The organism is Streptomyces pactum, from assembly GCF_002005225.1.
Lineage (GTDB): Bacteria > Actinomycetota > Actinomycetes > Streptomycetales > Streptomycetaceae > Streptomyces > Streptomyces pactum_A.
In genome coordinates, this window is sequence record NZ_CP019724.1 from 6005397 (window position 1) to 6028826 (window position 23430).

The 23430-nt window shown below is 73.5% G+C and carries 20 protein-coding genes and 1 riboswitch; of the genes, 5 read left to right on the plus strand and 15 right to left on the minus strand.

From position 1 onward, the window contains the following. Positions 1 to 122: 122 nt before the first annotated feature. Entirely contained in the window at positions 123 to 2318 is a 2196-nt protein-coding gene (locus B1H29_RS25690; protein ID WP_055416687.1) for a bifunctional glycosyltransferase 87/phosphatase PAP2 family protein, read from the plus strand. On the opposite strand, the gene B1H29_RS25695 is transcribed toward B1H29_RS25690, so the two are convergent. The 4 genes from B1H29_RS25695 to B1H29_RS25710 form a co-directional block, all read right to left on the minus strand. Then, positions 2272 to 3912, minus strand: a complete 1641-nt coding sequence (locus B1H29_RS25695; RefSeq protein ID WP_055416686.1) for a hypothetical protein — start codon at positions 3910 to 3912, stop codon at positions 2272 to 2274. The two genes, B1H29_RS25690 and B1H29_RS25695, sit on opposite strands and share 47 nt — an antisense overlap. A 222-nt stretch (positions 3913 to 4134) precedes the next feature. Then, on the minus strand, positions 4135 to 5298 hold the full coding sequence (locus tag B1H29_RS25700; RefSeq protein WP_055416685.1) for a hypothetical protein: 1164 nt from the start codon (positions 5296 to 5298) through the stop codon (positions 4135 to 4137). A gap of 113 nt (positions 5299 to 5411) precedes the next feature. Then, a complete protein-coding gene (locus B1H29_RS25705) occupies positions 5412 to 6140 on the minus strand; it encodes a cysteine hydrolase family protein (RefSeq protein WP_079160457.1) in 729 nt (242 codons plus the stop codon). Beyond that, the gene (locus B1H29_RS25710) at positions 6140 to 6730 is read right to left on the minus strand and encodes a cysteine hydrolase family protein (protein ID WP_055416684.1); all 591 of its coding nucleotides are present in this window, start codon (positions 6728 to 6730) and stop codon (positions 6140 to 6142) included. Before B1H29_RS25710 ends, B1H29_RS25705 begins: the two co-directional genes overlap by 1 nt. 147 nt (positions 6731 to 6877) lie before the next feature. Here B1H29_RS25710 and B1H29_RS25715 point away from each other — a divergent pair, with 147 nt between their 5' ends. Continuing rightward, positions 6878 to 7879 carry a GlxA family transcriptional regulator gene (locus tag B1H29_RS25715; RefSeq protein ID WP_055417711.1) on the plus strand — a complete coding sequence of 334 codons (1002 nt, stop codon included), beginning with the start codon at positions 6878 to 6880 and terminating at the stop codon, positions 7877 to 7879. Between the two features lie 293 nt (positions 7880 to 8172). On the opposite strand, the gene B1H29_RS25720 is transcribed toward B1H29_RS25715, so the two are convergent. The 6 genes from B1H29_RS25720 to B1H29_RS25745 all read right to left on the minus strand — a co-directional run bounded on the left by B1H29_RS25720 (position 8173) and on the right by B1H29_RS25745 (position 14906). Beyond that, entirely contained in the window at positions 8173 to 9042 is an 870-nt protein-coding gene (locus B1H29_RS25720; protein WP_055416683.1) for an ECF transporter S component, read from the minus strand. Then, positions 9039 to 10727 carry an ABC transporter ATP-binding protein gene (locus B1H29_RS25725; RefSeq protein ID WP_055416682.1) on the minus strand — a complete coding sequence of 563 codons (1689 nt, stop codon included), beginning with the start codon at positions 10725 to 10727 and terminating at the stop codon, positions 9039 to 9041. The genes B1H29_RS25720 and B1H29_RS25725 overlap by 4 nt, the downstream gene beginning before the upstream one ends. Further along, positions 10724 to 12064, minus strand: coding sequence for an energy-coupling factor transporter transmembrane component T (locus tag B1H29_RS25730; RefSeq protein ID WP_409350894.1), 1341 nt, complete (start codon positions 12062 to 12064; stop codon positions 10724 to 10726). Before B1H29_RS25730 ends, B1H29_RS25725 begins: the two co-directional genes overlap by 4 nt. Next, entirely contained in the window at positions 12051 to 12707 is a 657-nt protein-coding gene (locus B1H29_RS25735) for an SCO2322 family protein (RefSeq protein WP_055416680.1), read from the minus strand. Before B1H29_RS25735 ends, B1H29_RS25730 begins: the two co-directional genes overlap by 14 nt. After that, positions 12704 to 13963, minus strand: coding sequence for a prenyltransferase/squalene oxidase repeat-containing protein (locus B1H29_RS25740; protein WP_055416679.1), 1260 nt, complete (start codon positions 13961 to 13963; stop codon positions 12704 to 12706). The genes B1H29_RS25735 and B1H29_RS25740 overlap by 4 nt, the downstream gene beginning before the upstream one ends. Positions 13964 to 14115: 152 nt before the next feature. Continuing rightward, positions 14116 to 14186: riboswitch (cobalamin riboswitch) on the minus strand. Between the two features lie 30 nt (positions 14187 to 14216). After that, on the minus strand, positions 14217 to 14906 hold the full coding sequence (locus B1H29_RS25745; RefSeq protein ID WP_234392948.1) for a TetR family transcriptional regulator: 690 nt from the start codon (positions 14904 to 14906) through the stop codon (positions 14217 to 14219). A 169-nt stretch (positions 14907 to 15075) separates the two neighbouring features. Here B1H29_RS25745 and B1H29_RS25750 point away from each other — a divergent pair, with 169 nt between their 5' ends. Genes B1H29_RS25750 through B1H29_RS25760 form a run of 3 tightly spaced genes read left to right on the plus strand, consistent with a single transcriptional unit; the run spans position 15076 to position 18280 of the window. After that, entirely contained in the window at positions 15076 to 16467 is a 1392-nt protein-coding gene (locus tag B1H29_RS25750; RefSeq protein WP_055416677.1) for a glycosyltransferase family 4 protein, read from the plus strand. Then, positions 16461 to 17195 (plus strand): class I SAM-dependent methyltransferase, encoded by a 735-nt coding sequence (locus tag B1H29_RS25755; RefSeq protein WP_055416676.1) that lies wholly within the window; start codon positions 16461 to 16463, stop codon positions 17193 to 17195. The genes B1H29_RS25750 and B1H29_RS25755 overlap by 7 nt, the downstream gene beginning before the upstream one ends. Continuing rightward, entirely contained in the window at positions 17192 to 18280 is a 1089-nt protein-coding gene (locus B1H29_RS25760; protein ID WP_055416675.1) for a prenyltransferase/squalene oxidase repeat-containing protein, read from the plus strand. The genes B1H29_RS25755 and B1H29_RS25760 overlap by 4 nt, the downstream gene beginning before the upstream one ends. Before the next feature lie 4 nt (positions 18281 to 18284). Here B1H29_RS25760 and B1H29_RS25765 read toward each other — a convergent pair whose 3' ends face one another. From B1H29_RS25765 to B1H29_RS25785, 5 genes are all read right to left on the minus strand, one after another. Further along, the gene (locus B1H29_RS25765) at positions 18285 to 18578 is read right to left on the minus strand and encodes a hypothetical protein (protein WP_055416674.1); all 294 of its coding nucleotides are present in this window, start codon (positions 18576 to 18578) and stop codon (positions 18285 to 18287) included. A 119-nt stretch (positions 18579 to 18697) separates the two neighbouring features. Continuing rightward, positions 18698 to 19573 (minus strand): DUF5336 domain-containing protein, encoded by an 876-nt coding sequence (locus B1H29_RS25770; RefSeq protein WP_055416673.1) that lies wholly within the window; start codon positions 19571 to 19573, stop codon positions 18698 to 18700. A gap of 162 nt (positions 19574 to 19735) precedes the next feature. Beyond that, complete coding sequence (locus B1H29_RS25775; RefSeq protein ID WP_055416672.1) at positions 19736 to 20722, minus strand: N-acetylmuramoyl-L-alanine amidase; 987 nt, start codon at positions 20720 to 20722, stop codon at positions 19736 to 19738. A gap of 22 nt (positions 20723 to 20744) precedes the next feature. Next, complete coding sequence (locus tag B1H29_RS25780; protein WP_055416671.1) at positions 20745 to 21395, minus strand: class I SAM-dependent methyltransferase; 651 nt, start codon at positions 21393 to 21395, stop codon at positions 20745 to 20747. 213 nt (positions 21396 to 21608) lie between these two features. After that, positions 21609 to 23378: an MFS transporter gene (locus tag B1H29_RS25785; protein WP_055416670.1), complete on the minus strand. Its 1770-nt coding sequence runs from the start codon at positions 23376 to 23378 to the stop codon at positions 21609 to 21611. Positions 23379 to 23430 lie beyond the last annotated feature (52 nt).

Here is a 23430-nt window from a genome sequence, read left to right on the forward strand (position 1 = left end):
GTCAGGTCGAACGGGGGTTGCCTGCGTCTCCCCCCGGGGGTGGTGCGAGCCTCATAGGGTTCGCAAGGACAACACATCGCGTACACGGGCGCGATACGAACGGGGCGGGAGGCCGACGAGGCGTGGCGAATGCGGAGCACACCGGGCGACCGGCGGAGGCTTTCGGAACTCCTGCCGTCGACGCGACCAGAGCACGGCTGCGGGTCGCGCGCCTGGGCCTGTGGCTGGTCGCCGCGGTCCTCGCCGTAAGGCAACTGGCCGCGGTCCTCAGCACCCCGAGCGGAGAACGGCTGACGGACCTGGAGACCTGGGTGGGGGAGCGCGGGGTCCTCCACGTGGAGGGGTCCCTCTACGACTCCACGCAGTTCACCGGCACCCCTTTCGTGGGCCTGGTCCTCAAACCGTTCACCCGCGCCGCCGAACAGGCCCTCGGCTGGGGCTGGACCTTCGGCTCGCTGCTGCTCGTCGTGGCCCTCGGCCTGGTCGCCGCCCGCGCCCTGCCGAAGCCGGTGGGCCGCCGTACGGCACTGCTGGCGGCGCCCGTGGCCGTCAGCCTGCTGATGCTGTCGCTGCCGGTGCGCAACGCGCTGTGGCTCGGCCAGACCAGCATCATCCCGGTCCTCCTCGTCCTGCTGGGCTGCTTCGCCGTACGCGGCGCACACGGTGACCGGATCGGCGGCGCGCTGATCGGCGTCGCCGCCGCCTTCCAGCCGACCGTGCTCCTCTTCGTCCCCCTGCTGTGGTTCACCGACCGCGGACGCGCCGCCGTGTCCACCGGCGTGACGTTCCTGGCCTGCACCGCCGTCGCCTGGGCGGCCATGGCGCAGGACTCCTACACCTACTGGGTCCACCACATGGCGGGCGTGGGCCTGGGCGGCGAGGCCGACGACCTCGCCAACCAGTCGCTGCACGGCGCCCTGCTGCGACTCGGGTTCTCCGGGCCCCTGGAGATCGCCCTCTTCCTCCTGCTGGGCGCGGCCGTCGCCGTCCTCGCCCTGCGCCGCGCCGTGCGCTACGCCCGCGACGGCCAGCTCCTGCTCGCGGTCGCCATCACCGGCTGCGCGGCGGTCGTGGTGTCCCCGGCCACCTGGCAGCACCAACTGCTGTGGGTGCTGCCCGCGGTCGTCGGCCGGGTCGGCAGGCGGGCCTCCGACCGGTACGTGTGGCCGGTCGCCGTCGTCCTGGTGATGACGCTGCCCGCGAAGATGATCCTGCCGAACATGGCGGCCCTGTACCCCCTGCGCGACAACGTCGTACTCCTGGCGGCGCTGGCCGCCGCCGTCGCCGTGCCGTTCCTGTCCCGCACGTCGCCGTACTTCGACGCGCCGGTCCCGACGAGCTACGCGCCCCCGGTCCCGGCCCGCTTCAAGCACGTTCCCCTGCTGCCGTTCCTGCGCCGGGTCCTCACCCGCCCCAACCTCCTCCTGGAGCTCCTCCTCATCCGGGTCACCTACGCCGCCTACTCCCAGGTCCGCCTCGCGGCGACCGGCGGCAGCAACTCGGCGGGCCGCGCCCGCGCGGAGGAGCACGGCCGGCAGATCCTCGACCTCGAGCGCTTCCTGCACCTCGACATCGAGCACGCGATCAACCACGCCGTCGTCAACGTCGGCTGGCTCCGTGACTTCTTCGACTTCTACTACACGTCGTTCCACTTCGTCGTACCGCTGGCCGTCCTCGGCGTGCTGTACTGGCGCCGCCCGGTCGACTACCGCTGGGCCCGCGCGTCCCTCGGCTTCACCACGCTGCTGGCCCTGGTCGGCTTCTGGCTCTACCCGCTGGCGCCGCCGCGTCTGATGCCGGGGCACGGGATCATCGACACGGTCCACGGTGTGCAGGACTTCTCGAAGCCGGACTACGGCACGCTGACGCACCTCACCAACCAGTACGCGGCGATGCCGTCGCTGCACTTCGGCTGGTCGCTGTGGTGCGGGCTGGCGATCGCGCTCATCGCTCCGAAGGTGTGGATGAAGGCCCTCGGCCTCCTCCACCCCCTGTTCACCCTCGCGGCGATCGTGGCGACCGGCAACCACTGGATCCTGGACGCGGTGGGCGGCGCGGCGGTGGTCGTCGCGGGCTTCGGCCTGGCGTACGTGTTCCAGGGCCCGAGGGCCCGCGTGGTCACGGCGACCGCGGCGAAGGAGACCACCGCGGCGAAGGAGACCAGCGCGGCGAAGGAGGCCTCCGCGGCCAAGGAGCCGGCGTCCGCCGCGAACGCCATCCCCGCCCCCGCCCCGCCCCCGGCCAAGGACACCGCCCCGCCCGCCGAGGGGCTCAGCAGCGATCCTCCGGCCCCGGCGAAGGACCGTACCGGGAGCTGAGCCGGTACTCGCCCGGCGCCTTGACGGTCAGGCGGGTGAACTCGCCTTCCCGGGCGAGGCACCCGCCGTCGGTGCGCAGCCACGGCGACCAGGCGACCCGTACGGTCACCCGGCCGGGCCGGTCCACGCGGAGCACCAGATCGGCGCTGGTGGACGTCACGACGGTGCCGGGCTCGGAGACGAGCGGTACGGCGTCCCGCACCCGGTACACCCGCCAGTGCTCGTCCTGCCAGACGGGCTCCAGCCACTCGGGCCGCAGGTCCGCATTGCGTACGAGCGCCGCCTCGGCCTCGGCGGGACCGTCGGGCTTGCCGAGCGGAAGCACCACGAAACCGACCGCCCAGCGGTCCAGCCAGTCCCGGTAGGCGGCCGCGGAGAAGGTGCCGTCGTAGAAGAGGCGGGCGCGTTCCACGTCGAGCTGCCGGTTCCAGCCGCGGGCCATGTTGACGTGCGGCGCGAGTGCGGCCGCCTCGCGGTGGTTGCGGGCCGGCACGACCTCCACCCGCGTCCGGTCGGCCCCGAGTCCGTCGAGCGCCCGTACGACACCGTCCGTCTCGGCGGCCCAGGCGGGCACCACGGTGTACTCCTTCAGGTCGTCGGCGGTCTTCTTTCCCATCCACCCGACGGAGAAGACGAGGGCGACGATCAGCAGATCGCGCGCGATCCGCCGCGGCCGGTCCCCGGCGAGCAGCGCCGCGAGCAGCACAGGGGGCGCGAAGTACTCCGCGAACCGCTCGACGTTCGTGCCGACGGGGGAGGCGATGAGATACGTCAGCACGGTCCCGGCCGCGTACACGGCCCCGCTCCACCGGGCGACCCGCCAGTGGCGCGGGGCCAGCGCGGTGACGGCGAGGCCGAGCACGGCCGGCGGCCATATTCGGGCCGCCGGCATCGGCTGCTCCCCGGTGAAGGGGAACAGCACCGTGGTCAGCCCGACCACCGCGGCGGGGGGTACGAGGAGCACGAGGGCGCGCCCCCAGTCCCGTACGAGCAGGAACGCGGCGCCCACGACGGCCAGGTACAACCCGGCCACCGGCGACGCCATGGTGGCCAGGGCGGCGTACCCGGCGGCGAGGACGAGCCGCCGCTCCCGGACCAGGTACACACACGCGGCCAGCCCGAAGGCGAGGCCGAGCGCGAAGGTCGTACGGCCCGAGGCGACGTTGCACCACAGGGCGAGGGAGGCGAGCAGGGCGACCCACAGCGGCCGGCGCACGCCGGTCCGTGTGATCAGCACGGCCGCCAGCCAGGCGGCGGCCAGCCCGGACACCGCGGTGACCGTGCGCACGCCGAGCGCGGCCATCAGGTACGGCGAGATCACGCTGTAGTTGGCGGTGTGCGCCCCGCCGTACCAGAACAGCCCGTAGGCCGAGGCGCCGTGCCGCGAGGCGAAGTCGGCCCATGCCTCCTGTGCGGCCAGGTCGCCCCCGCCGGTGGCGAGAAACACCCACCACACCGCGTACAGCGGGATGGTGGGCAGCGTGGCGAGCAGGGGCACGCGATGCCTGCGCCCGAAGGCACGCAGGGCGTCGCCCGGGCGTCTGACCCGTTGCCGTTCGGGGCGGAGGACGGTCGTCGGTGCGGCAGGGACCACGGTCGGGGTTTCCGTTCGGCGTCATCGGGGTGCACGGCGGGGGCACGTGCGAAGACGATAATTCGAACAGAAACGTTGACCGGTTCCCGGCCGGATCACTCAGGCCCGGCAGCCCGGCGGCGGGTGCCGACGAACCCGGCCGGGGTGAGCGCGCCCGGGTGAGCTCCGTGCGGGGCGGTCCGCCGGGCATCCCCCGCCCCGGGAGCGGGGGATGCCCGGTGATCACACCGCGGCGGTGTGCCCGGTGACCGGGCAGGCGCCGGCCGTCGCCGTCGCCGTCGCCGCTGCCGTCGCCGTCGCCGTGCCGAAGGCGGCGGTCCTGGCGGTGGGTGCCGTTCCGCCGATCTGCTGGAGGATCTCGTCGGAGAGCAGGTCCTCCTTGCCCTTGAGCGCGTCGGCGACCTTGAGGTCGGTGTTGAAGACCATCTCGGCGGCGACGTTGTCCTGGACGATGCGGGCCAGGTTGTCCAGGGCGACGAAGACCGGGTCCGAGGGGGTCTCCACGGTCGGCAGGTCGATGAGGTGGGTGTCCACCTTCGCCTGGTTCATGGTGCGCCGGATGATGACGGACGCCTGGTTCAGCTCGGCCGTGGTCCAGATCGAGAGCACCGTGACGTACAGGTTGCTCCACGCCTGTTCACCGATCAGCGCGCGCCACCGCTTCATCAGGCCCTCGATGCCGGTGATCTGGGCGGTGGCGGCGAAGGTCATGTTGACGCGGATGGACGGGTAGACGGTTGCGGCGAAGCGGTTGAACGACACCATGTCGAACGACTGGGCCGCGACGGACGCGTCGATGAACTTGACCGCCTCGCTCAGGATCTTGTCGCAGGAGTTCTCCAGGTCGAGGGGGAGATTCGCGGTGCCGAGCTTGGTGTGCGCCGTCTGGAGCGTGGTCTTGAAGGCGTTCAGCGGGGTGATCCAGCCCTTGTCGCCCGGCGCCTTGGTGACGACCATGTCCAGGTCGTGCGGGTCGATGCGGTCCGCGTTGGGGATGTTGGGGACCTGGTCGCCGAGGTAGGCGGCGAGTACCGAGAAGAGGCCCAGGGGGACGTGGGCGATCGACTTGGCCAGTTCGAAGTACTCCGGGACCGGGTCGACGGTCTCGACCTGCTTGCCGCCGTTGACGAGGGTGAAGCGTCCGCCGACCGCGTTGTTCGAGACGACGATGACCGGACTGAGCTGCGTCGTCAGTTCGCTCTTGAGGGTCGCGTAGTTCGCGCGCATCCTGGTGTTGACGGCGCGTATCGCGTCGCGTGCGGCCTTCTCGTCGGTCGCGGTGATCCCCGCGGTGGCCGCCGAGGCGGTGGAGGCCGACTGGCCGGTGAAGAGAGTCGCCGCCCCGACGGCCGACGCGGTACCCAGAAATCCTCTACGTGTTGCCATGCCCCGTCTTTCCGCTTTCTTCGGTGAGTGAAAGTGCCTTATGGCGATGTGGGGGGGGAACAGCGTGGGGGGAGTTCGGGTGGGGGGATTTCAGGGTGGGGGGAGGGGAGGGCTCAGGTCAGGGACTTCTGCGACGGGACCACGACCCCGTAGAGGTCCTGGACCGTGGCGAGAGCGGCCTCGTGGACCTGCTGTGCGGGAACGCCGTCCGGGTCGCCCTCGAGGGGCAGCGGCCGGGTCGCGGAGGCGTCGGCGACCACGGTCGGCGCGTTGCCGTTGAGGAACGCGCCCTGGGCGGTGAAGAGGGTGCACATGTTGGTCATGAACCCGGCGACGATGACGTTCTTGTTGCCGGCCTCCTTGACCTTCTCGGCGAGGTCGGTGCCGTGGAAGGCGTTGGGGACGCTCTTCTCGACGACGGGCTCGCCCTTGGCCGGCTTGAGCGCCGGGATGATCCGGCCCGCCCTCGACTTCAGGTCGTAGCCCTTGTCGACGATGTGGATGACCGGCGTACCCGCCTCGCGGGCCCGCGTCAGCAGGGCTTCGGCGTTGTCCACCGCCGGCTTCCAGCCGTCGAGTTCCATCACACCGTCGGTGTAGGTGTTCTGGTAGTCGACGAGGATGAGCGTGGCGTCGGAGAGCGTGGCCGGGGTCTCGTCCAGGCCGTTGAGCTTCCGCAGCGTGGTCGTGTCCTTCGCGACGTTCTTCTCCGCGGTGGCGGTGGCGGAGGCCGACGACTTCTCGTCGGACGTGGCGGCCTGCGGACTTCCGCCGCACGCGGTGGCGGTGACCGAGAGGGCGGCGGCGGCGCCGAGGGCGACGGCGGGGCGGAGCAGCTTCATCAGGAGATCTCCTTCTGCGACGGAACGACGACCCCGTACAGGTCGGCGATGGTGGCGAGGGCGCTGTAGTGCACCTGGCGGGCGTCCAGTTCGGTGTCCGCGACCGGCAGCGCGCGGGTGGCACAGGCGTCGGCCACGACGGTGGGGCGGTTGCCGCGCAGGAAGGCACCCTGGGCGGTGAAGGCCACGCACATGTGCGTCATGAATCCGGCGATGACGAGGTCGGCGTTGCCCGCGGCGTCGACGTGCCCGTCCAGGTCCGTGCCGACGAACGCGTTCGGCACCTTCTTGACGACGACGGGCTCGCCGTCGACCGGTGCGACGCTCGGGTGGATGGCGCCGATCTCGGTCCGGATGTCGTAAGGCGTGCCCTCTCCGCCGTCGTTGACGACGTGGACGACCTTCGTGCCCTCCTGGCGGGCCCGCGCCAGCAGTCGGGCGCCGGCGTCGAGTGCGGCCCGCCAGCCGTCGAGTTCCATCACGCCGGTCGTGTAGGTGTTCTGGTAGTCGACGAGGACCAGGGTGGAGGCGGCGAGCTTCGCGGGGGTGTCGTCGAAGCCGTTGAGCCTGCGCAGCGTCGTTCTGGGCATGGGAGACCGCCTGCATTCGCTTGTCGGGGAAGGCAGTTCACCGGTGCGGTGACCTGCGCTCATGACGCTATGGCCCACCGGTCCGTGTCGGCAATGTCATCTAACATGCAGTTACCGACATGGCTGTTGCCGAGTATGGGGGGCCACTTGAGCACCGTCGGACGACTGATCGTCATCGTCCTCTTCGCAGGCGTCGACCTGCTCGACGTCACCGGACCACCGGAGGTCTTCTCCCTCGCGCGGCGCGAGACGGACGAGGCGGCGGGCTACGACGTGGTCCTCGCCGCCGAGACCATGGAACCGGTCACCACCGGCGCCGGGGTCCGCGTCCTGCCCGACGCCACCTTCGACGAACTGTCGGCGCGGAGCATCGACACCCTGATCGTGCCCGGCGCCGTCGAGGTGGACGACCAGCGCCGCGTGCACCCCCTCACCGACTCCGCCGTGGTGGAGCGGGTGAGGCAACTCGCCGGACGGACCCGGCGGGTCACGTCCGTCTGCGTCGGGGCGCACATCCTCGCCGCCGCCGGGCTCCTCGACGGCAAGCGCGCCACCACCCACTGGTCGACCGCGCGCCGGCTCGCCGCCGAGCACCCGGCCGTCGAGGTCGACGCCGACCCGATCTTCATCCGCGAGGGCGATGTCTGGACCGGCGCCGGAATCAGCGCCTGCCTCGACCTGTCGCTCGCCCTCATCGCCGACGACCTCGGCGAGGCGGTCGCGCTGCGCGTCGCGCGGCAACTCGTGATGTACCTGAAACGGCCGAGCGGGCAGAGCCAGTTCAGCGTCCCCCTGGAGCAGATCTCCACGACCCGGCGCATCGAGGATCTGCGCCACCACGTCATGCGCAACATCGCCGGGCCCCTCACCGTCGCCGACCTCGCCGCGTGCGCCCACGTCAGCGACCGGCAGCTCACCCGGATCTTCAAGACCGAACTCGGCACGACCCCGCACGCCTACATCGAGTCGGCCCGCGTCGAGGTGGCCCGCCACCAGCTCGAATCCACCGACGCCACCCTGGAACGGGTCGCGTCCACGTGCGGGTTCGGCACCGTCGACACCCTGGTCAGGGCGTTCCGCCGCCGGCTCGACACCACGCCGACCGAGTACCGGCGCCGTTTCCGGACCGTCCCCGGCGGTCAGAGCTGACGCGGCCCGGCAGGGTGCCCACTCATCGACGGGCCGCGCCCGGGACGGCGGGCGCCTGAAGGCTGAGGGAGTGGTCGACACACGTGAGCACTTCGCCTCCCGCTGTCCTCGCGGCGCTCATCCGAGCGCGCGGGAGACATTTGCCCTCCAAGTGTTCACGGTCCGCGGCACTGGCCCACCGCCGGAAGCAGCCGACATGCGCCCGCGCTGCCCCCGGCGGACGCGGGCGCGGCCGGGGCACGGGCCGCATGTTCGGTCCGTCGGCCACGAGCCCGCTGCGTAGGTGAGGCCCGTCACGTGGGGCGGCTCACCTCGTCGGCCTTCTCGAACGTGACCGGGGTCTCGAAGGCCGCCCGGCGGGTGGCGCGGCGCAGCGCCTTGAGGACCGGGGTGCCGAGCGCGAGGGTCAGCACGACCGTCACGGCGGCGCGGCCGGCGTCCCAGCCGAGGGACGTGGTCAGGCAGTAGGCGGCGAAGCGGGCCAGGTTGTCGGGGATCGACGCGTCCGGGTCGAAGGCGATGTTCGAGGCGAGCGTGTTCATGAAGGTCCAGCCCGCCAGGTTCATCACCGTGCCGTAGGCGAACGCGGCCAGGAAGCCGTACGCGGCCAGCAGGAGCAGCTCCGCGCGGCCGCGCAGCCGGTCGGGGAAGGGCAGCAGACCCGCCCCCATCGTGAACCAGCCCATCGACAGCATCTGGAACGGCATCCAGGGCCCGACCCCGCCCGTGAGCAGCGCGGACGCGAACATCGTGACGGAGCCGAGGACGAACCCGAAGCCGGGGCCGAGGACCCTGCCGCTGAGGACCATGAGGAAGAACATCGGCTCCAGGCCGGCGGTGCCCGCACCGATGGGACGCAGCGCCGCGCCCACCGCCGCCAGGACACCGAGCATCGCCACCGCCTTGGGGCCGAGGCCCGACTCCGAGATCGTCGCCGCCACCACGGCCACCAGCAGCACCAGCAGGCCCGCGAACAGCCACGGCGCGTCCTGGGCGTGCGCGTTCAGCGAGGCGTCCGGCGGAGCCAGGAAGGGCCAGCCGAAGCCCGCCACGCCCACCGCGCTGACCAGGAGGAGAGCGGCGACGGAACGGGGGCCGAGGCGGACCGCCCGGGCCTGTCGCTGGACGGGGCCGGAGCTCTCGCCGGGGGGCGCGCCGGTCATGCCAGCGCCTCCCGCACCTGCGCGACCGTCAGCCACTTGCGGGGGGCCAGCACCTTGGCGACCTGCGGTGCGAAGGACGGCGAGGCCACCACCACGTCCGCCGCCGGACCGTCGGCGATCACCTCGCCCTCGGCGAGCAGCACGACCCGGTGGGCCAGCTCGGCGGCCAGCTCCACGTCGTGCGTGGCCAGCACGATCGCGTGCCCCTCGGCGGCCAGCCCGCGCAGGATGCCCGCCAGCCGGGCCTTCGCCGCGTAGTCCAGGCCGCGCGTCGGCTCGTCCAGGAGGAGCAGCGGCGGGCGGGCCGTCAGGACGACGGACAGGGCGAGCGTGAGCCGCTGGCCCTCGGACAGGTCGCGGGGGTGGGTGTCGTCGGTGACGCCGGGGAGCAGCTCGGTCAGCAGGGTCCGGCAGGTGCCGGGGGCCGCGTCCGCGTCCCGGTCGGCGGCCGCGCACTCGGCGGCGACGGTGTCGGCGTACAGCAGGTCGCGCGGCTCCTGCGGGACCAGGCCGACCCGGCGCACCAGGTCGCGGGGGGCCGTGCGGTGCGGTACGGCGTCGCCGGCCCGGACCGAACCGGCGGACGGTTCGACGAGGCCGACGAGGGCGGAGAGCAGCGTGGACTTCCCGGCGCCGTTGCGGCCCATCAGGGCGACCGTCTCGCCGGGGGAGACGGTCAGGGCGACGTCGCGCAGCGCCTGGACGCGCTCGCGCCGGACGGTGAGGGAGCGGACCTCGGCGGCGTACGGGGCGGGGGTGGCGGCCGTCTCCGGGGACTTCCCGCGCCGCCGCCAACGGGAGGAGACGGGCCGCGGGGCGGGCAGGGGCGGGAGCGCCGCGGCCCGCGGCGTGTGGTCCGGGATCTCCCGGTCGGCCAGCCGGTCCCGCAGCGGGGCGGCGCGGCGGCGGGCGTCGCGGACCGTCAGCGGCAGCGGGGACCAGCCCGCCAGCCTGCCCAGGCCCACCACCGGCGGGTACACCGGGGACACGGCCATCACCTTCGCCGGGGGTCCGAGGAGCGGCGCCGCGCCGGGGGACGGGAGCAGGACGACCTGGTCGGCGTACTGGATGACGCGTTCGAGGCGGTGCTCGGCCAGCAGGACCGTCGTACCGAGGTCGTGGACGAGGCGCTGGAGGACGGCCAGCACCTCCTCCGCGGCGGCGGGGTCGAGCGCGGAGGTCGGTTCGTCCAGAACCAGTACCTCGGGGTGCGGGGTGAGGACCGAGCCGATCGCGACCCGCTGCCGCTGGCCGCCGGAGAGGGTGGCGATGGGGCGGGCGCGCAGGTCGGACAGGCCCAGCAGGTCGAGGGTCTCCTCGACACGGCGGCGCATCACGTCCGGGGCCAGGCCCAGCGACTCCATGCCGTAGGCGAGCTCGTCCTCGACGGTGTCCGTCACGAAGTGCGAGAGCGGGTCCTGGCCGACCGTGCCGACGACGTCGGCGAGTTCGCGCGGCTTGTGGGTGCGGGTGTCGCGTCCCGCAACGGTGACCCGGCCGCTCAGCGTGCCGCCGGTGAAGTGCGGCACGAGACCGCCGACCGCGCCGAGGACAGTGGACTTGCCGACGCCCGACGGGCCGGCCAGCAGGACGAGTTCGCCCTCGGGGACCTCGAAGTCGATGCCCCGGACGGTGGGTCCGGTCGCTCCGTCGTACGTCACGGAGACATTCTCGAAGCGGATCACGACGACTCCTTGGCGGGGGCAGGGGCAGGGGCAGGGGCGGGGGCGGGGGCCGGGACGGACACGCGGTGGGGGGCCGGGGCGACGAACGCCGGGAGCAGGCCGATCAGTACGGCCGCCGCCGGCCACAGCGGGAGGCCGGGGGCGACCAGCGGGACGACGCCCGGACGCAGCGCCGCCGGGTAGCGGGCGGCGGCGAGGAACAGCAGCGCCGCGACCGCCGCGCCGGAGGCGGAGACCAGCCAGGCGCGGGCGTCCCAGCGGTCCGGCCGGTAGCGGGTGCGGACCGTCCGGCGGCCGCCGAGCCACAGCCCCGCGAGCGCGGCGGCGACGCCGGCCAGCAGGACGGGGACGCCGTACGTGCCGCCGGCGGCGGTCAGCAGCCCGTACGTCCCCGCGCAGACGCCGAGCAGGCCGCCCAGGGTGAGTGCGGCGGTGGTACGGCGTACGGGGGCGGAAACCTGCGCGGTACGGCCGTAGCCGCGGGCGTCCATCGCTGCGGCGAGGGCGACCGAACGCTCCAGGGCGCCCTCCAGCACCGGGAGCCCGACCTGGAGCAGGCCCCGTACGCCCTTGTCGGGGCGGCCGCGCAGACGGCGGGCGGCGCGCAGGCGCTGGACGTCCGCGATGAGGTTCGGCGCGAAGGTGAGGGCGACGACGACGGCCACGCCCATCTCGTAGAGGGCGCCGGGGAGGGACTTGAGGAGGCGGGACGGGTTGGCGAGGGCGTTCGCGGCGCCCACGCAGATCAGGAGGGTGGCCAGCTTCATCGCGTCGTACAGGGCGAAGGTGAGGCCCTCGGCGGTGACCCGGCCGCCCAGGCGGATGCCCTGTGCCCAGTCGGGGAGGGGGACTTCGGGCAGGGTGACGAGGGTGTGGGTGCCGGGGATGGGGGAGCCGAGGACCGTGGTGAAGAGGAGGCGGATGAGGATCACGGCGAGGGCGAGTTTGACGAAGGCGCCGTAGGAGCGCGACCAGGGGGCGTGGGAGCGGCGCGAGACGACGACGTAGGCGGAGACGGCTATGAGGAGGGCGAGGAGGAGGGGGTTGGTGGTGCGGGTGGCGGCGGTGCCCAGGGCCAGCGCCCAGAGCCACCAGGCGCCGGGGTGCAGTGCCTCGGGGCGGTGGCGGGGGGCGGGGAGGCGGGTGGCCGCCTGTGCGGTGCGGGTGCTTCGCCGGTCGTGGCGGGTGGGGGTGCCCGCACGCGCCGCCGGGGATTCCCCCGAGGGGGGTTCCCCGGCGCCCACCCGTGCCGCTGCGGCGGCGCTACGGCCCGCGGGCCGCGGGACCGCGGGCCCGGTGCTCGCATGCCGCTTGTCCGCAGGGTCAGTCGGTGGCATTCCCGCGCCGCCTCGCCTGCCAGGTCGCCGCTCCGGCCAGGGCCGCCACGATGGCGATGCCCGCGTAGAGGCCGACCGAGGGGCCGTCGTCGTCCGACGAGTCCTTCCGGTCCGGGGCCGCGCCGGGCGTCGTCGGAACCTCCTTCTGCGCGACCTGCTCCCCGCACCCCGTCTCCGGGTAGCCCGCGATGCCGCACAGCAGGGCGTTGGTGTCGTAGCGCAGCGGGTCCGCCACGGCGGCCAGGGCGTCGGCCGTCGTCGCGTCGGGGGAGACCCGGGCGCAGGCCGTGCGCGGGGCCGGCGGGGTCTCGCCGGACGGCGCGTCGGACGCCGTGCCGAAGTCGAGGACCAGGGCGACGCGTTTGCTGCCGTCCTCGGCCGGCGTCTTCGCGCAGATCGACGCGAAGTCCGCGGCGCCGCGCGGCCGGGCCGCGTCGCCCGAGTTCTCGCTCACCGCGAAGCGGAAGCCCTGGACGTCGCCGTCGGAGGGACGGGCCAGGGACGGGCCCTGGGTGGCGTAGACCCAGTTCTCGCCGTCGCGGTCCCAGAAGGACCAGTACCGGTAACCGGCGGCCTGGGCCTGGGCCGCGCTCCCGAGCAGCAGGAACGCGGCCAGGAACAGGAGGACGACGCGGCGGGTCACGGCTGCCGCTTCTTGTTGCGGCCGCTCAGCAGGAAGCCGATGCCGATGCCGAGGACCAGGCAGACGCCGACGAACCACCAGAGGCCGAAGCCGGATTCGTCCTTCTTCTCGTCCTTCTCGTCGGCCTGGTCGCTCGCGGTGGCGGTGTCCCGGGCCTCGGCCCCCTGCGGGCCCGGCCCCGTCGCGTTCAGCTCCGCCACCAGGTCGGTGCCGCCGAAGGCGCGCGGGTCGGTGCCCGTGGCGTGCGCGGCGAAGATCAACTGGGCGTAGGCGGCCGGGCCGCTCCGCTCGGCCCACTTCGCGGCGTTCTTCTCCAGCCAGGCCAGCGGCTCGGCGGCCTTCTCCACGCCGCCCTGCGCGGCGAGCGCGACGACCGCGTCGGCGGTGTTGCCGTAGTCGGGCTGGTCGGCGGAGCCGCCGAGGGCGGACTTGAGGTGGCCGTCCTCGGCGACGGCGTCGGCGAGATGAGCGGCGCCGTTGGCGGCGGCCTGCTCGCGGGTCGGCTTCTCGGCGTCGGTGCACGCGGCGTCGTCGGTCTTCTCGCCGGCCTCGGTGACCAGGCCCTCGCCGAGCGCGCCGAGTACGCCGGCGGCCGTCGCGTCCGCGTTGGCGAGCAGCTTGCCGTCCTCGTCGGGCTGGAAGGCGAAGGCCCCCGATCCCTTGTCCTCGGCGCAGGGGAGGGCGAAGGCCAGCAGGGCGTCGTAGGGGGACTTGCCGTCCTTCCTGACCTGCTCGGGCCCGGTGCCCGTGACGGTCAGGGCACCGATGACGAGGGACGTCGAGTTGGCGTCGCTGGGACCGCCGGGGGTGTAGCCCCAGCCGCCGTCCTTGTTCTGGACGGACTTCAGCCAGGTGAGGGCGGACTCGACGACGTCGCCGCGCCCGCCGACGGCCCACAGCGCCTGGACCGCGGCGGCCGTGTTGTTGGTGTCGGCCATGGTCTTGGCGTCGCACGCCTTGGACGGGTCGGCGCGGAAGGGGGCGAAGGCGCCGTTGTCGCACTGCTGCCCGGTGAGCCAGTCCACGGCCTTCGACGACGGGACCACGCCCACCGTCTTCTGCGCGAGCAGCGCGAGGGACTGGCGCCAGACGCCGTCGTACCGGGGGTCGGCGGTGCCGTACAGCCCGGAGGGCTCGGACGGGGCGGACGCGGACGGGGCGGACGACGGATCGGCGGCGGCCGCGGGCGCGGCGGCGGCGCCGATCACGGCTATGGCGGCGAGTGCCGCGGCGCTGCTGCGACGGCGGACGTTCATGATCGACGGGTGCCTTTCCCTGCGCGGGGCCGGGCAGCACGGGCACCCCCGGGCGGCTCGGCCCCGTATGCCTCGACGGTGCCCGTGCGCCGGCGGGTGCCGGGCACGTGAGCCGGTCACGTCCGCGCGGGGCAGTCCGGCTCACCGTTCGCGGGAGTCCTCGAAGGGCCTCGGCGGACGGCTCACGGTTGCGGGTCAGCGCCGGAATTGCACCGGCTTCCCCCCGTACGGGTGTGATGACGACGCCGCCACTTTACCCGGAGGCGTCGGGGCCGGACCGGGGCGCCCGCCCGTGCCCCCCGGCCTCCGTCAGGTCGATCAGCCGGCACACCGTCTCGATGTCCACCCGTACCTGGGCGAGGGAGGCGCGGCCGGAGAGCCAGGTGATCAGGGTCGAGAGCCAGGTGTGCTCGATGACGCGGACCGCGGAGAGCTGCTCGGGGGTGGGGTTGTCCAGACCGCCCATCGCGTCCAGGATGATCGCCGTGGTCTGCCGGGAGACCTGGTCGACCTCCGGCGAGACGCCGCGGTCGGCGAAGGTCAGGGCGCGGGCCATCGCCTCGGCCAGCCGGGGCTCGCGCTGCAGCGCGCCGAAGGCCCGCATCAGGGTCTGCGCCACCCGGTCCGCGGCCGTCTCGCCGGCCGGCGGGCTCTTGCGCAGGGTGCCGTGCAGCCGCTCCAACTGGTCGTGCATGGTGGCGACCAGCAGATGGACCTTGGACGGGAAGTAGCGGTACAGGGTGCCCAGGGCGACCTGCGACGACTCCGCGACCTCGCGCATCTGCACCGCCTCGAAGCCGCCCCGGCAGGCCAGCCGGGCGGTCGCGTGCAGGATGCGGCGGCGGCGCTCCCGCTGCCGTGCGGTGAGGGGCGGGGTGGCGGCGCGGCGCGCGGAACCGGCGGTGCCGGAAGTACCGGAGGCTGCCGTTCCCGGGTTGTCCACCTTGGTCACCTTCTCCCCGTCGCCGTGGCGTGAATCACCTGATCCACTCGTCACAGCGCCCCTACCTGCCGGTAGATTCGGAGCCTCCGAACGATCAAGTTTGAAACTTGTTCTAGATTAACGTCCCGGCGTAGTGTCGCGGGACAGCGCAGTGAGAAGGGGGCCCGGAGTGACCGCTGAGGCCAGTCAGACGGGTCCCCGTCCGGAGCCCGCCGCCGACGGCTTGCGACCGCTCCGCATCGCACTCCTCACCTACAAGGGGAACCCGTTCTGCGGCGGCCAGGGCGTCTACGTCCGCCACCTCTCCCGCGAACTGGCCCGCCTCGGCCACCGGGTCGAGGTCATCGGCGCCCAGCCGTACCCCGTCCTCGACGTGCTCGACGGGGGCCACGGCGAACGGCTGTCCCTCACCGAGCTGCCCAGCCTCGACCTCTACCGCCAGCCCGATCCCTTCCGCACCCCCAAGCGGGGCGAGTACCGCGACTGGATCGACGCGCTGGAGGTCGGCACCATGTGGACCGGCGGCTTCCCCGAACCCCTGACGTTCTCGCTGCGCGCCCGCCGCCATCTGCGCGCCCGGCGCGGCGACTTCGACGTCGTGCACGACAACCAGACCCTCGGCTACGGGCTGCTCGGTGACGTGGGTGCCCCCCTCGTCACCACGATCCACCACCCCATCACCGTCGACCGGCAACTGGAGCTCGACGCCGCCGACGGCCGCAAGCGCCGGTACTCCGTGCGCCGTTGGTACGCCTTCACCCGCATGCAGAAGCGCGTCGCGCGCCGCCTGCCCTCCGTGCTCACCGTCTCCGGCACCTCCCGCCAGGAGATCATCGACCACCTCGGGGTACGGGACGACCGCGTCCACGTCGTGCACATCGGCGCCGACACCGACCTGTTCTCGCCCGACCCGTCGGTGCCGCGGGTGCCGGGCCGGATCGTGACCACGTCCAGCGCGGACGTGCCGCTCAAGGGCCTGGTCTTCCTCGTCGAGGCGCTGGCCAAGGCGCGCACCGAGCACCCCCGGGCCCACCTCGTCGTCGTCGGCAAGCGGCCCGCCGAGGGACCCGTCGCCCAGGCGGTCGAGCGGTACGGCCTCGAAGGCGCCGTCGAGTTCGTCAAGGGCATCTCGGACGCCGAACTGGTCGACCTGGTGCGGTCGGCCGAGGTCGCGTGCGTGCCGTCGCTGTACGAGGGGTTCTCGCTGCCGGCCGCCGAGGCCATGGCGACCGGCACGGCGCTGCTCGCCACGACCGGCGGGGCCGTCCCGGAGGTCGCCGGCCGCGACGGCGAGACCTGCCTGGCGGTGCCGCCGGGTGACGCGGGCGCGCTGGCGGCCGGACTGAACCGGCTGCTCGGCGACCGGGAACTGAGGGCCCGGCTCGGCGCGGCCGGACGCGAGCGCGTGCTGCGGCACTTCACCTGGGCCCGGGCCGCCGAGGGTACGGCCGCCCGCTACCGCGAGGCCATCGGTCCCGCCGCGACCACCCCGAGGACCGTTTCCGCGGCCCCGACCACCAGTGACACCGGCGTCTACCCCGAAAGCAGGGCCACGTGCTGACCGTCGACTTCTCCAGGTTCCCGCTCGCCCCGGGCGACCGCGTACTGGACCTCGGCTGCGGCGCCGGCCGGCACGCGTTCGAGTGCTACCGGCGCGGCGCCCAGGTCGTCGCGCTGGACCGGAACGCCGAGGAGATCCGCGAGGTCGCCCAGTGGTTCGCGGCGATGAAGGAGGCCGGCGAGGCCCCGGCCGGCGCCACCGCCACCGCGATGGAGGGCGACGCGCTGGCCCTGCCCTTCCCGGACGAGTCCTTCGACGTCGTCATCATCTCCGAGGTGATGGAGCACATCCACGACGACAAGGGCGTCCTCGCCGAGATGGTCCGCGTCCTCAGGCCCGGCGGACGCATCGCGATCACCGTGCCGCGCTACGGCCCCGAGAAGGTCTGCTGGACGCTCTCCGACGCCTACCACGAGGTCGAGGGCGGCCACATCCGCATCTACAAGGCCGACCAGCTCCTCGCCCGAATCCGCGAAGCCGGCCTCAAGCCCTACGGCACCCACCACGCGCACGCGCTGCACTCGCCGTACTGGTGGCTGAAGTGCGCGTTCGGCGTCGACAACGACAAGGCGCTGCCGGTACGGGCGTACCACAAGCTGCTGGTCTGGGACATCATGAAGAAGCCGCTGGCGACGCGGGTCGCCGAGCAGGCGCTGAACCCGCTGATCGGCAAGAGCTTCGTGGCCTACGCCACCAAGCCGCACCTGCCGCCGGTGGACGCCGCGTGACGTCGCCCCGCAGTCCTCGCACGCCCCGCACCGAGCACCTCGTCCTGCCCGGTGTCCTCACCGACGCCGAGGCCGCCACCACCGTCCGCGGCATCCTCGCCGAGCAGCGGGAGGACGGCGCCATCCCGTGGTTCCGCGGGCACCACCTCGACCCGTGGGACCACGTCGAGGCGGCGATGGCCCTGGACGCGGCCGGCGAACACGAGGCCGCCGAGCGCGCCTACGAGTGGCTGGCCCGGCACCAGAACCCGGACGGCTCCTGGTACGCCGCCTACGCCGACGGCGACTTCGCCGACGTCACCGACCGCGGCCGGGAGACCAACTTCGTCGCCTACGTCGCCGTCGGCGTCTGGCACCACCACCTCGCCACCGGCGACGACCCGTTCCTGGACCGGATGTGGCCCGTCGTCCACGCGGCCGTCGAGTTCGTGCTGCGCCTCCAGCAGCCCGGCGGGCAGATCGGCTGGCGACGCGACGACGACGGCACGGACACCACGGACGCCCTGCTGACCGGCAGTTCGTCCGTCCACCACGCGCTGCGCTGCGCGCTCGCCATCGCCGAGCAGCGCGAAGAGCCGCAGCCCGACTGGGAGTTGGCCGCGGGCGCGCTCAGGCACGCCATCCGCCGCCACCCGGAGCGGTTCCTGGACAAGGGCCGCTACTCGATGGACTGGTACTACCCCGTGCTGGGCGGCGCGCTGACCGGTACGGAGGCCAGGTCCCGCATCGCGGAGAGCTGGGACCGCTTCGTGGTCCCGGACCTCGGCGTGCGCTGCGTCGTCCCCAATCCCTGGGTCACGGGCGGCGAGTCGGCCGAACTCGCCCTCGCACTGTGGGCGGTGGGCGAGTCCGACCACGCCCTGGCGGTCCTCCAGTCGATCCAGCACCTGCGCGACCCCGACAGCGGCCTGTACTGGACGGGCTACGTCTTCGAGGACGACGCGATCTGGCCGCGCGAACTGACCACCTGGACGGCCGGCTCCCTGCTCCTCGCCGTCGCCGCCCTCGGCGGCCACGAGGCCACCTGCCAGGTCTTCTCCGGCGACCGCCTGCCGAGGGGACTGGACCCGGACTGCTGCGTCTGAGCCGTCAGCGGCGGCCGAGGCGGTTGGCGATGGCGTGGCCGACGAACAGGTAGACGACCGCGGCCAGTCCGTAACCGGCGACGACCCGCGCCCACGCCTCGTCGAACGTGAACAGGTCTCGTGACCAGCCGGCCAGCCAGTTGGCCGCGTCGTGGACGAAGCGCACCAGGTCGTTGGCCCGGTTCGCGTCCAACAGGTACATCAGGATCCACAGTCCGAGGATGACGGCCATGATGTCCGCGATCACCGCGACGGCCGTCCCTGCGGAGTTGGAGCCACTGCGACTTCGAGGGGACATGCTTCCCGTCTGGCCCCGAATGCGTGTCTGAAACCTGCGGCGGATGCCTACGGCGGCGGCCCCTCGCCCGGAAGTCCCGGTGGGCGAGGGGCCGTTGACGTTCGGCGGGGCGGGCGCGGTCAGCCGCGCTGGATGCCCGAGGTGTCCTGCAGCACGCCGCGGCGGCCGTCCTGCGTCTGGGCGACCAGGTTGGCGCCGCGCTGCTCGACGGCCAGGTACCAGGTGCCCGGCGCCAGCTCGGCGATCGGCGTGGGGGAGCCGTCCTCCGCGAACAGCGGACGCGGCACCGGCACGGCGAACCAGAACGGCGAGAAGTCCCCGGCCGGCTGGGCCTGCGCCTGCTGCGGCTGCGGGGCCTGCGGCTGCGGCTGACCCGGCTGCGGCTGGCCGCCACCGAAGGACTGCCCCGGATGTCCCGGCTGACCGGGCTGACCGGGCTGGCCCGGCTGGCCGCCGTACGGCTGCTGCTGCGCGCCCGGGTAGCCGTAACCGCCCTGGGGCTGGCCGCCGTAGGGCTGCGGCGCGGCCGGACGGGCGGCCGGGATCAGGGAGCCCTTGAGGGCGGGGACCAGCGGGGTGGCGACGGCCGCGGCGGCCATGACGAGCGTGGCGACGAGCGCGAGGATCAGGCCGATGCCGAGGTCGGGGCCGTCGGAGCTGCCGCCGATGTTGTCGACACCGCTGGCCGGGTCGAGGACGTTGCCGAGCGCGCTCCACGCCGCGAAGACCGTGAACGCGATGCCGAACTGGCCGAGGTCGAGACCCGCGACCTTCTTGGGCTGCGGCAGCCCCCGGGCGACCACGATGAGCGCCGCGCCGATGATGCCCGCCAGAACGACACCGAACACGACCGGGCCGCTGCCCCAAAGGCTGGGGAGCTCGAGCTCGTCGGGGGCGTCTTCGACGGAGTAGAGGCCGAGGAACGACGCGATGAACAGCAACACCGCTGCTCCGATCACCACGCCGTCGCCTCGAGTGAGGGAGCGGATATTCACTTCAGGTCCTTCGTAGGTCGTCTCGTCGTCGGTAGAGGCGTCGCTGTCACCATGTCGCCGTCAGGTTCGGGTCCGGTGCGAAGCGCGGGGGTGGCCCCTCATCGTACGGAGACACTATCGTCCGCACCTCGGGGCTGTCCGCCGGGATCAGCGGGCCGATCGCTACCCGCGCAGGAAACTCACGATTCCCTCAGACATCCCTTGCGCCGCCTTCTGCCGCCAGGCGCCGTCGGTCAGCAACGCCGCGTCCTCGCCGTCGCGCATGTTGCCGCACTCGACGAACACCTTGGGAACGGTCGACAGATTGAGACCGCCCAGGTCCGTGCGCGTGACGAGACCGGTGCCGCCGCCGACGTAGTTGGAGGGCGCGCTGCCCGTGACGCGGACGAAGCTGCCCGCGATGCGCTCGCCGAGTTCGGCGGACGGGGCGACGATGGCGCGGGTGTCGGCCTCGCCGTCGTGCACGGAGCCCGGCAGGATCACGTGGAAGCCGCGGTTGCCGGCCCCCGACCCGTCGGCGTGGATCGAGATCGCGGCGTCTGCCTCCGCCTCGTTGCCGATGCGGGCCCGCTCGTCCACGCAGGGGCCGTACGGACGGTCGTCGTCCTGCGTCAGTTTCACCGTGGCGCCCTGCTCCTCCAGGAGCGTGCGCAGCCGGTGGGCCACGTCCAGGGTGAACTTCGCCTCCGGCCAGCCCGCGTTGGTAGCCGTGCCCGTCGTGTCGCACTCCTTCCAGTGCGTGCCGACGTTCACCTTGCGGTTGATCGCGGAGGCGTGCCGGAAGTTGCCGGGGTTGTGTCCCGGGTCGATGACGACGACCTTGCCCTCGAGGGGGCCGGCCGCCGCGGGCGCGGACTTCGAGGCGGAGGGCTTGGCCGTCGTCGCCGACGGGGAGGTGCCCGCGGGCCTCTTGGCGTCGTCGGTGGGGGACGCGGGACCACTGGAGGACGGCGCCGGCGAGGTCCGCACGCCGCCCGCGCGGTCCGTACCGCCCCCGCCGCCACCGTCGGACGGGCCGCCGACCGCCGCGTACACCCCCCACCCGAGCAGCGCCCCGGGCACCAGCGCGGCGATCGCCACGGTCAGCGGGCGGCGCAGCGGGGAACGGCGGGGCTGGGGTGGATCGAGGTCCGGGCCTGTGTACGACACGCAGCGACTCTAGACCGCGCCCTCAGATCCCCGCGCCCGTTCGCCGCAGGACGCGCAGCGAGTCGGTCACGGAGACCTCGGTGAACGCTCCGGACGCCAGGGCCCTGAGGTACACGCGGTACGGGGCCTGGCCGGTGAACTCGTCGGCCGGGTCCGGGAAGACGTCGTGGATGACCAGCAGGCCGCCGTCGGCGACGTGCGGGGCCCAGCCCTCGTAGTCGGCGTTCGCGTGCTCGTCGGTGTGGCCGCCGTCGACGAACACGAGGCCGAGGGGGGAGTTCCAGACCGCCGCCACCCGGGGTGAGCGGCCGACGAGGGCCACCACGTGCTCCTCCAGCCCGGCCCGGTGGAGGGTGCGGCGGAAGGCGGGGAGGGTGTCCATCACGCCCAGTTCGGGGTCGACCGTCTCCGGGTCGTGGTAGTCCCAGCCCGGCTGCTGCTCCTCGCTGCCCCGGTGGTGGTCGACGGTGAGCGCGGTCACTCCGGCCCGGCGGGCCGCGTCGGCGAGCAGGACCGTGGAGCGCCCGCAGTACGTGCCGACCTCCAGCAGCGGCAGCCCGAGCCCGCCGGCCTCCACCGCCGCGGCGTACAGCGCGAGACCTTCGTGCGCGGGCATGAACCCCTTCGCGGCCTCGAAGGCGGCCAGGGTCTCGGGGGTGGGTGCCGCGGACATGGGGGTCCTTCCGGTGGTGCGGGTGTGCCGGCGCCCCATCGTGCCGTACCCCCTGCCGGGCGTGCGGCAGAGGGTACGGACGGGGCTCTGCCGGGGTGCGGCAGAGGGTACGGACGGGAGGCTCTGCCGGGTGTGCGGCAGGGGGGCGAGGCGGGACGGGCGGGGACGGAGGCTGGGCGGGCGGGGACGGAGACGGGACGGGCGGCGTGCGGGTCAGGCGGAGACCGTCTCGCCCGGCAGGGCCAGGTCCAGGTCGACCGTGTCCTCGCCGCCGGTGTGGGTCGCCGAGTGGGCGAGCGGGCCGTGGCCCGGGGCGCGGGCGGCCAGGACGTACGGGCCCCCGGCGGGGACGGCCAGGGTGTAGCCGCCGTCCTCGGTGGAGAGGGTGGCGCCCGCCTGGCGGCCGTGCCGGTCGATCAGCGTGACCTTGGCGCGCGCGACGGGCGCGCCGTCCGTGGCCAGTACCCGGCCGCGAAATGCGCGGACCGACGCCTCGGTGCCGGGCTCTGCGGCCAGCGCCTGCTCGGCACGGGCCAGGTTCGCGTCCTCCTCGCTGCTCGCGCGCAGTCGCGAGGAGGCCGCCGGGCGGCGGCGGGGGAGGAAGAAGGCCAGCGCCAGGCCGACGGCGACCGCCGCGGTCGCGATCAGGAAGGAGACGCGGAAGCCGTGCATGGTGGGAACGGCGACCCCGCCGACGTCGGTCGCCGTGTTGGCGAGCACCATGCCGATGACGGCGCTCGACACCGACGTGCCGATGGACCGCATCAGGGTGTTCAGGCCGTTGGCGGCGCCCGTCTCCGAGGCCGGGACCGCGCCGACGATCAGCGCGGGCAGCGAGGAGTAGGCGAGGCCGATGCCGGCGCCGAGCAGGACCGAGGTGACGACGGTCTGCCAGGCGGCGCTCATCAGGCCGAGGCCGCCGCCGTAGCCGACCGCGATGATCAGCAGGCCGATGATCAGGGTGGTGCGGGGGCCGTAGCGGGCGGACAGGCGGGCGTACACCGGCGCCGTGAACATCATCGTCAGGCCCAGCGGGGCCACGCACAGGCCCGCGACGACCATGGACTGGCCGAGGCCGTAGCCGGTCTCGGAGGGCAACTGGAGGAGTTGGGGCAGGACCAGGGAGACGACGTAGAAGGCGACGCCGACCATGATCGAGGCGAGGTTGGTGAGCAGCACCTCACGGCGGGCCGTGGTGCGCAGGTCGACCAGCGGGGCCGCGACGCGCAGCTCCATCAGACCCCACAGGAGCAGTACCACCACGGCGGCGGCGAACAGGCCGAGCGTGGTGGGCGACGACCAGCCCCAGTCGCCGCCCTTCGTGACCGGCAGGAGCAGGAGGACCAGGCCGGCCGTCAGGCCGAGCGCGCCCGGCAGGTCGAAGGAGCCCTTGGCGCGCAGCGGGGACTCCGGTACGACGACGAGGGTCAGGACGATGGCGAGGACGCCGAGGCCGGCGGCGCCGTAGAACAGGGCGTGCCAGTCGGTGTGCTGCGCGACCAGGGCCGCCGCGGGCAGCGCCAGGCCGCCGCCGACGCCGATCGAGGAACTCATCAGCGCCATCGCGGAGCCGAGCCGCTCGCGCGGCAGCATGTCGCGCATCAGGCCGATGCCGAGGGGTATCGCGCCCATCGCGAAGCCCTGGAGGGTGCGGCCGACGATCATCGGGACCAGGGCGTCGGTGAACGCGCTGACCAGCGCGCCCACCACCATCACCGACAGGCTGGCGATCAGCATGCGGCGCTTGCCGAACAGGTCGCCGAGCCGGCCCATGATCGGCGTGGCCACGGCTCCGGACAGGAGCGTGGAGGTCAGGACCCAGGTGGCGTTGCCGGGGGTCGTGTCCAGGAGTTGCGGCAGATCCTTGATGACCGGGACGAGCAGGGTCTGCATCACCGCGACGACGATGCCCGCGAAGGCGAGCACCGGGACGGTGGCTCCGCTCGCTTCCCGGGCGGGTTCGTCGGTCGTCGTGTGGGACATTGAGTGAGGCCTCCAGGCCGGAGTCGGCGGATACGGTGCGTGTCGGCGGATA

What these genes read in the sequence shown, in the direction of transcription:
- B1H29_RS25740 (WP_055416679.1), bottom strand. Translation starts at nt 13,963, where the DNA reads ATGAACGTCCGCCGTCGCAGCAGCGCCGCGGCACTCGCCGCCATAGCC.
- B1H29_RS25780 (WP_055416671.1), bottom strand. Translation starts at nt 21,395, where the DNA reads ATGTCCGCGGCACCCACCCCCGAGACCCTGGCCGCCTTCGAGGCCGCG.
- B1H29_RS25730 (WP_409350894.1), bottom strand. Translation starts at nt 12,064, where the DNA reads ATGCCACCGACTGACCCTGCGGACAAGCGGCATGCGAGCACCGGGCCC.
- B1H29_RS25785 (WP_055416670.1), bottom strand. Translation starts at nt 23,378, where the DNA reads ATGTCCCACACGACGACCGACGAACCCGCCCGGGAAGCGAGCGGAGCC.
- B1H29_RS25705 (WP_079160457.1), bottom strand. Translation starts at nt 6,140, where the DNA reads ATGAAGCTGCTCCGCCCCGCCGTCGCCCTCGGCGCCGCCGCCGCCCTC.
- B1H29_RS25720 (WP_055416683.1), bottom strand. Translation starts at nt 9,042, where the DNA reads ATGACCGGCGCGCCCCCCGGCGAGAGCTCCGGCCCCGTCCAGCGACAG.
- B1H29_RS25765 (WP_055416674.1), bottom strand. Translation starts at nt 18,578, where the DNA reads ATGTCCCCTCGAAGTCGCAGTGGCTCCAACTCCGCAGGGACGGCCGTC.
- B1H29_RS25710 (WP_055416684.1), bottom strand. Translation starts at nt 6,730, where the DNA reads ATGCCCAGAACGACGCTGCGCAGGCTCAACGGCTTCGACGACACCCCC.
- B1H29_RS25700 (WP_055416685.1), bottom strand. Translation starts at nt 5,298, where the DNA reads ATGGCAACACGTAGAGGATTTCTGGGTACCGCGTCGGCCGTCGGGGCG.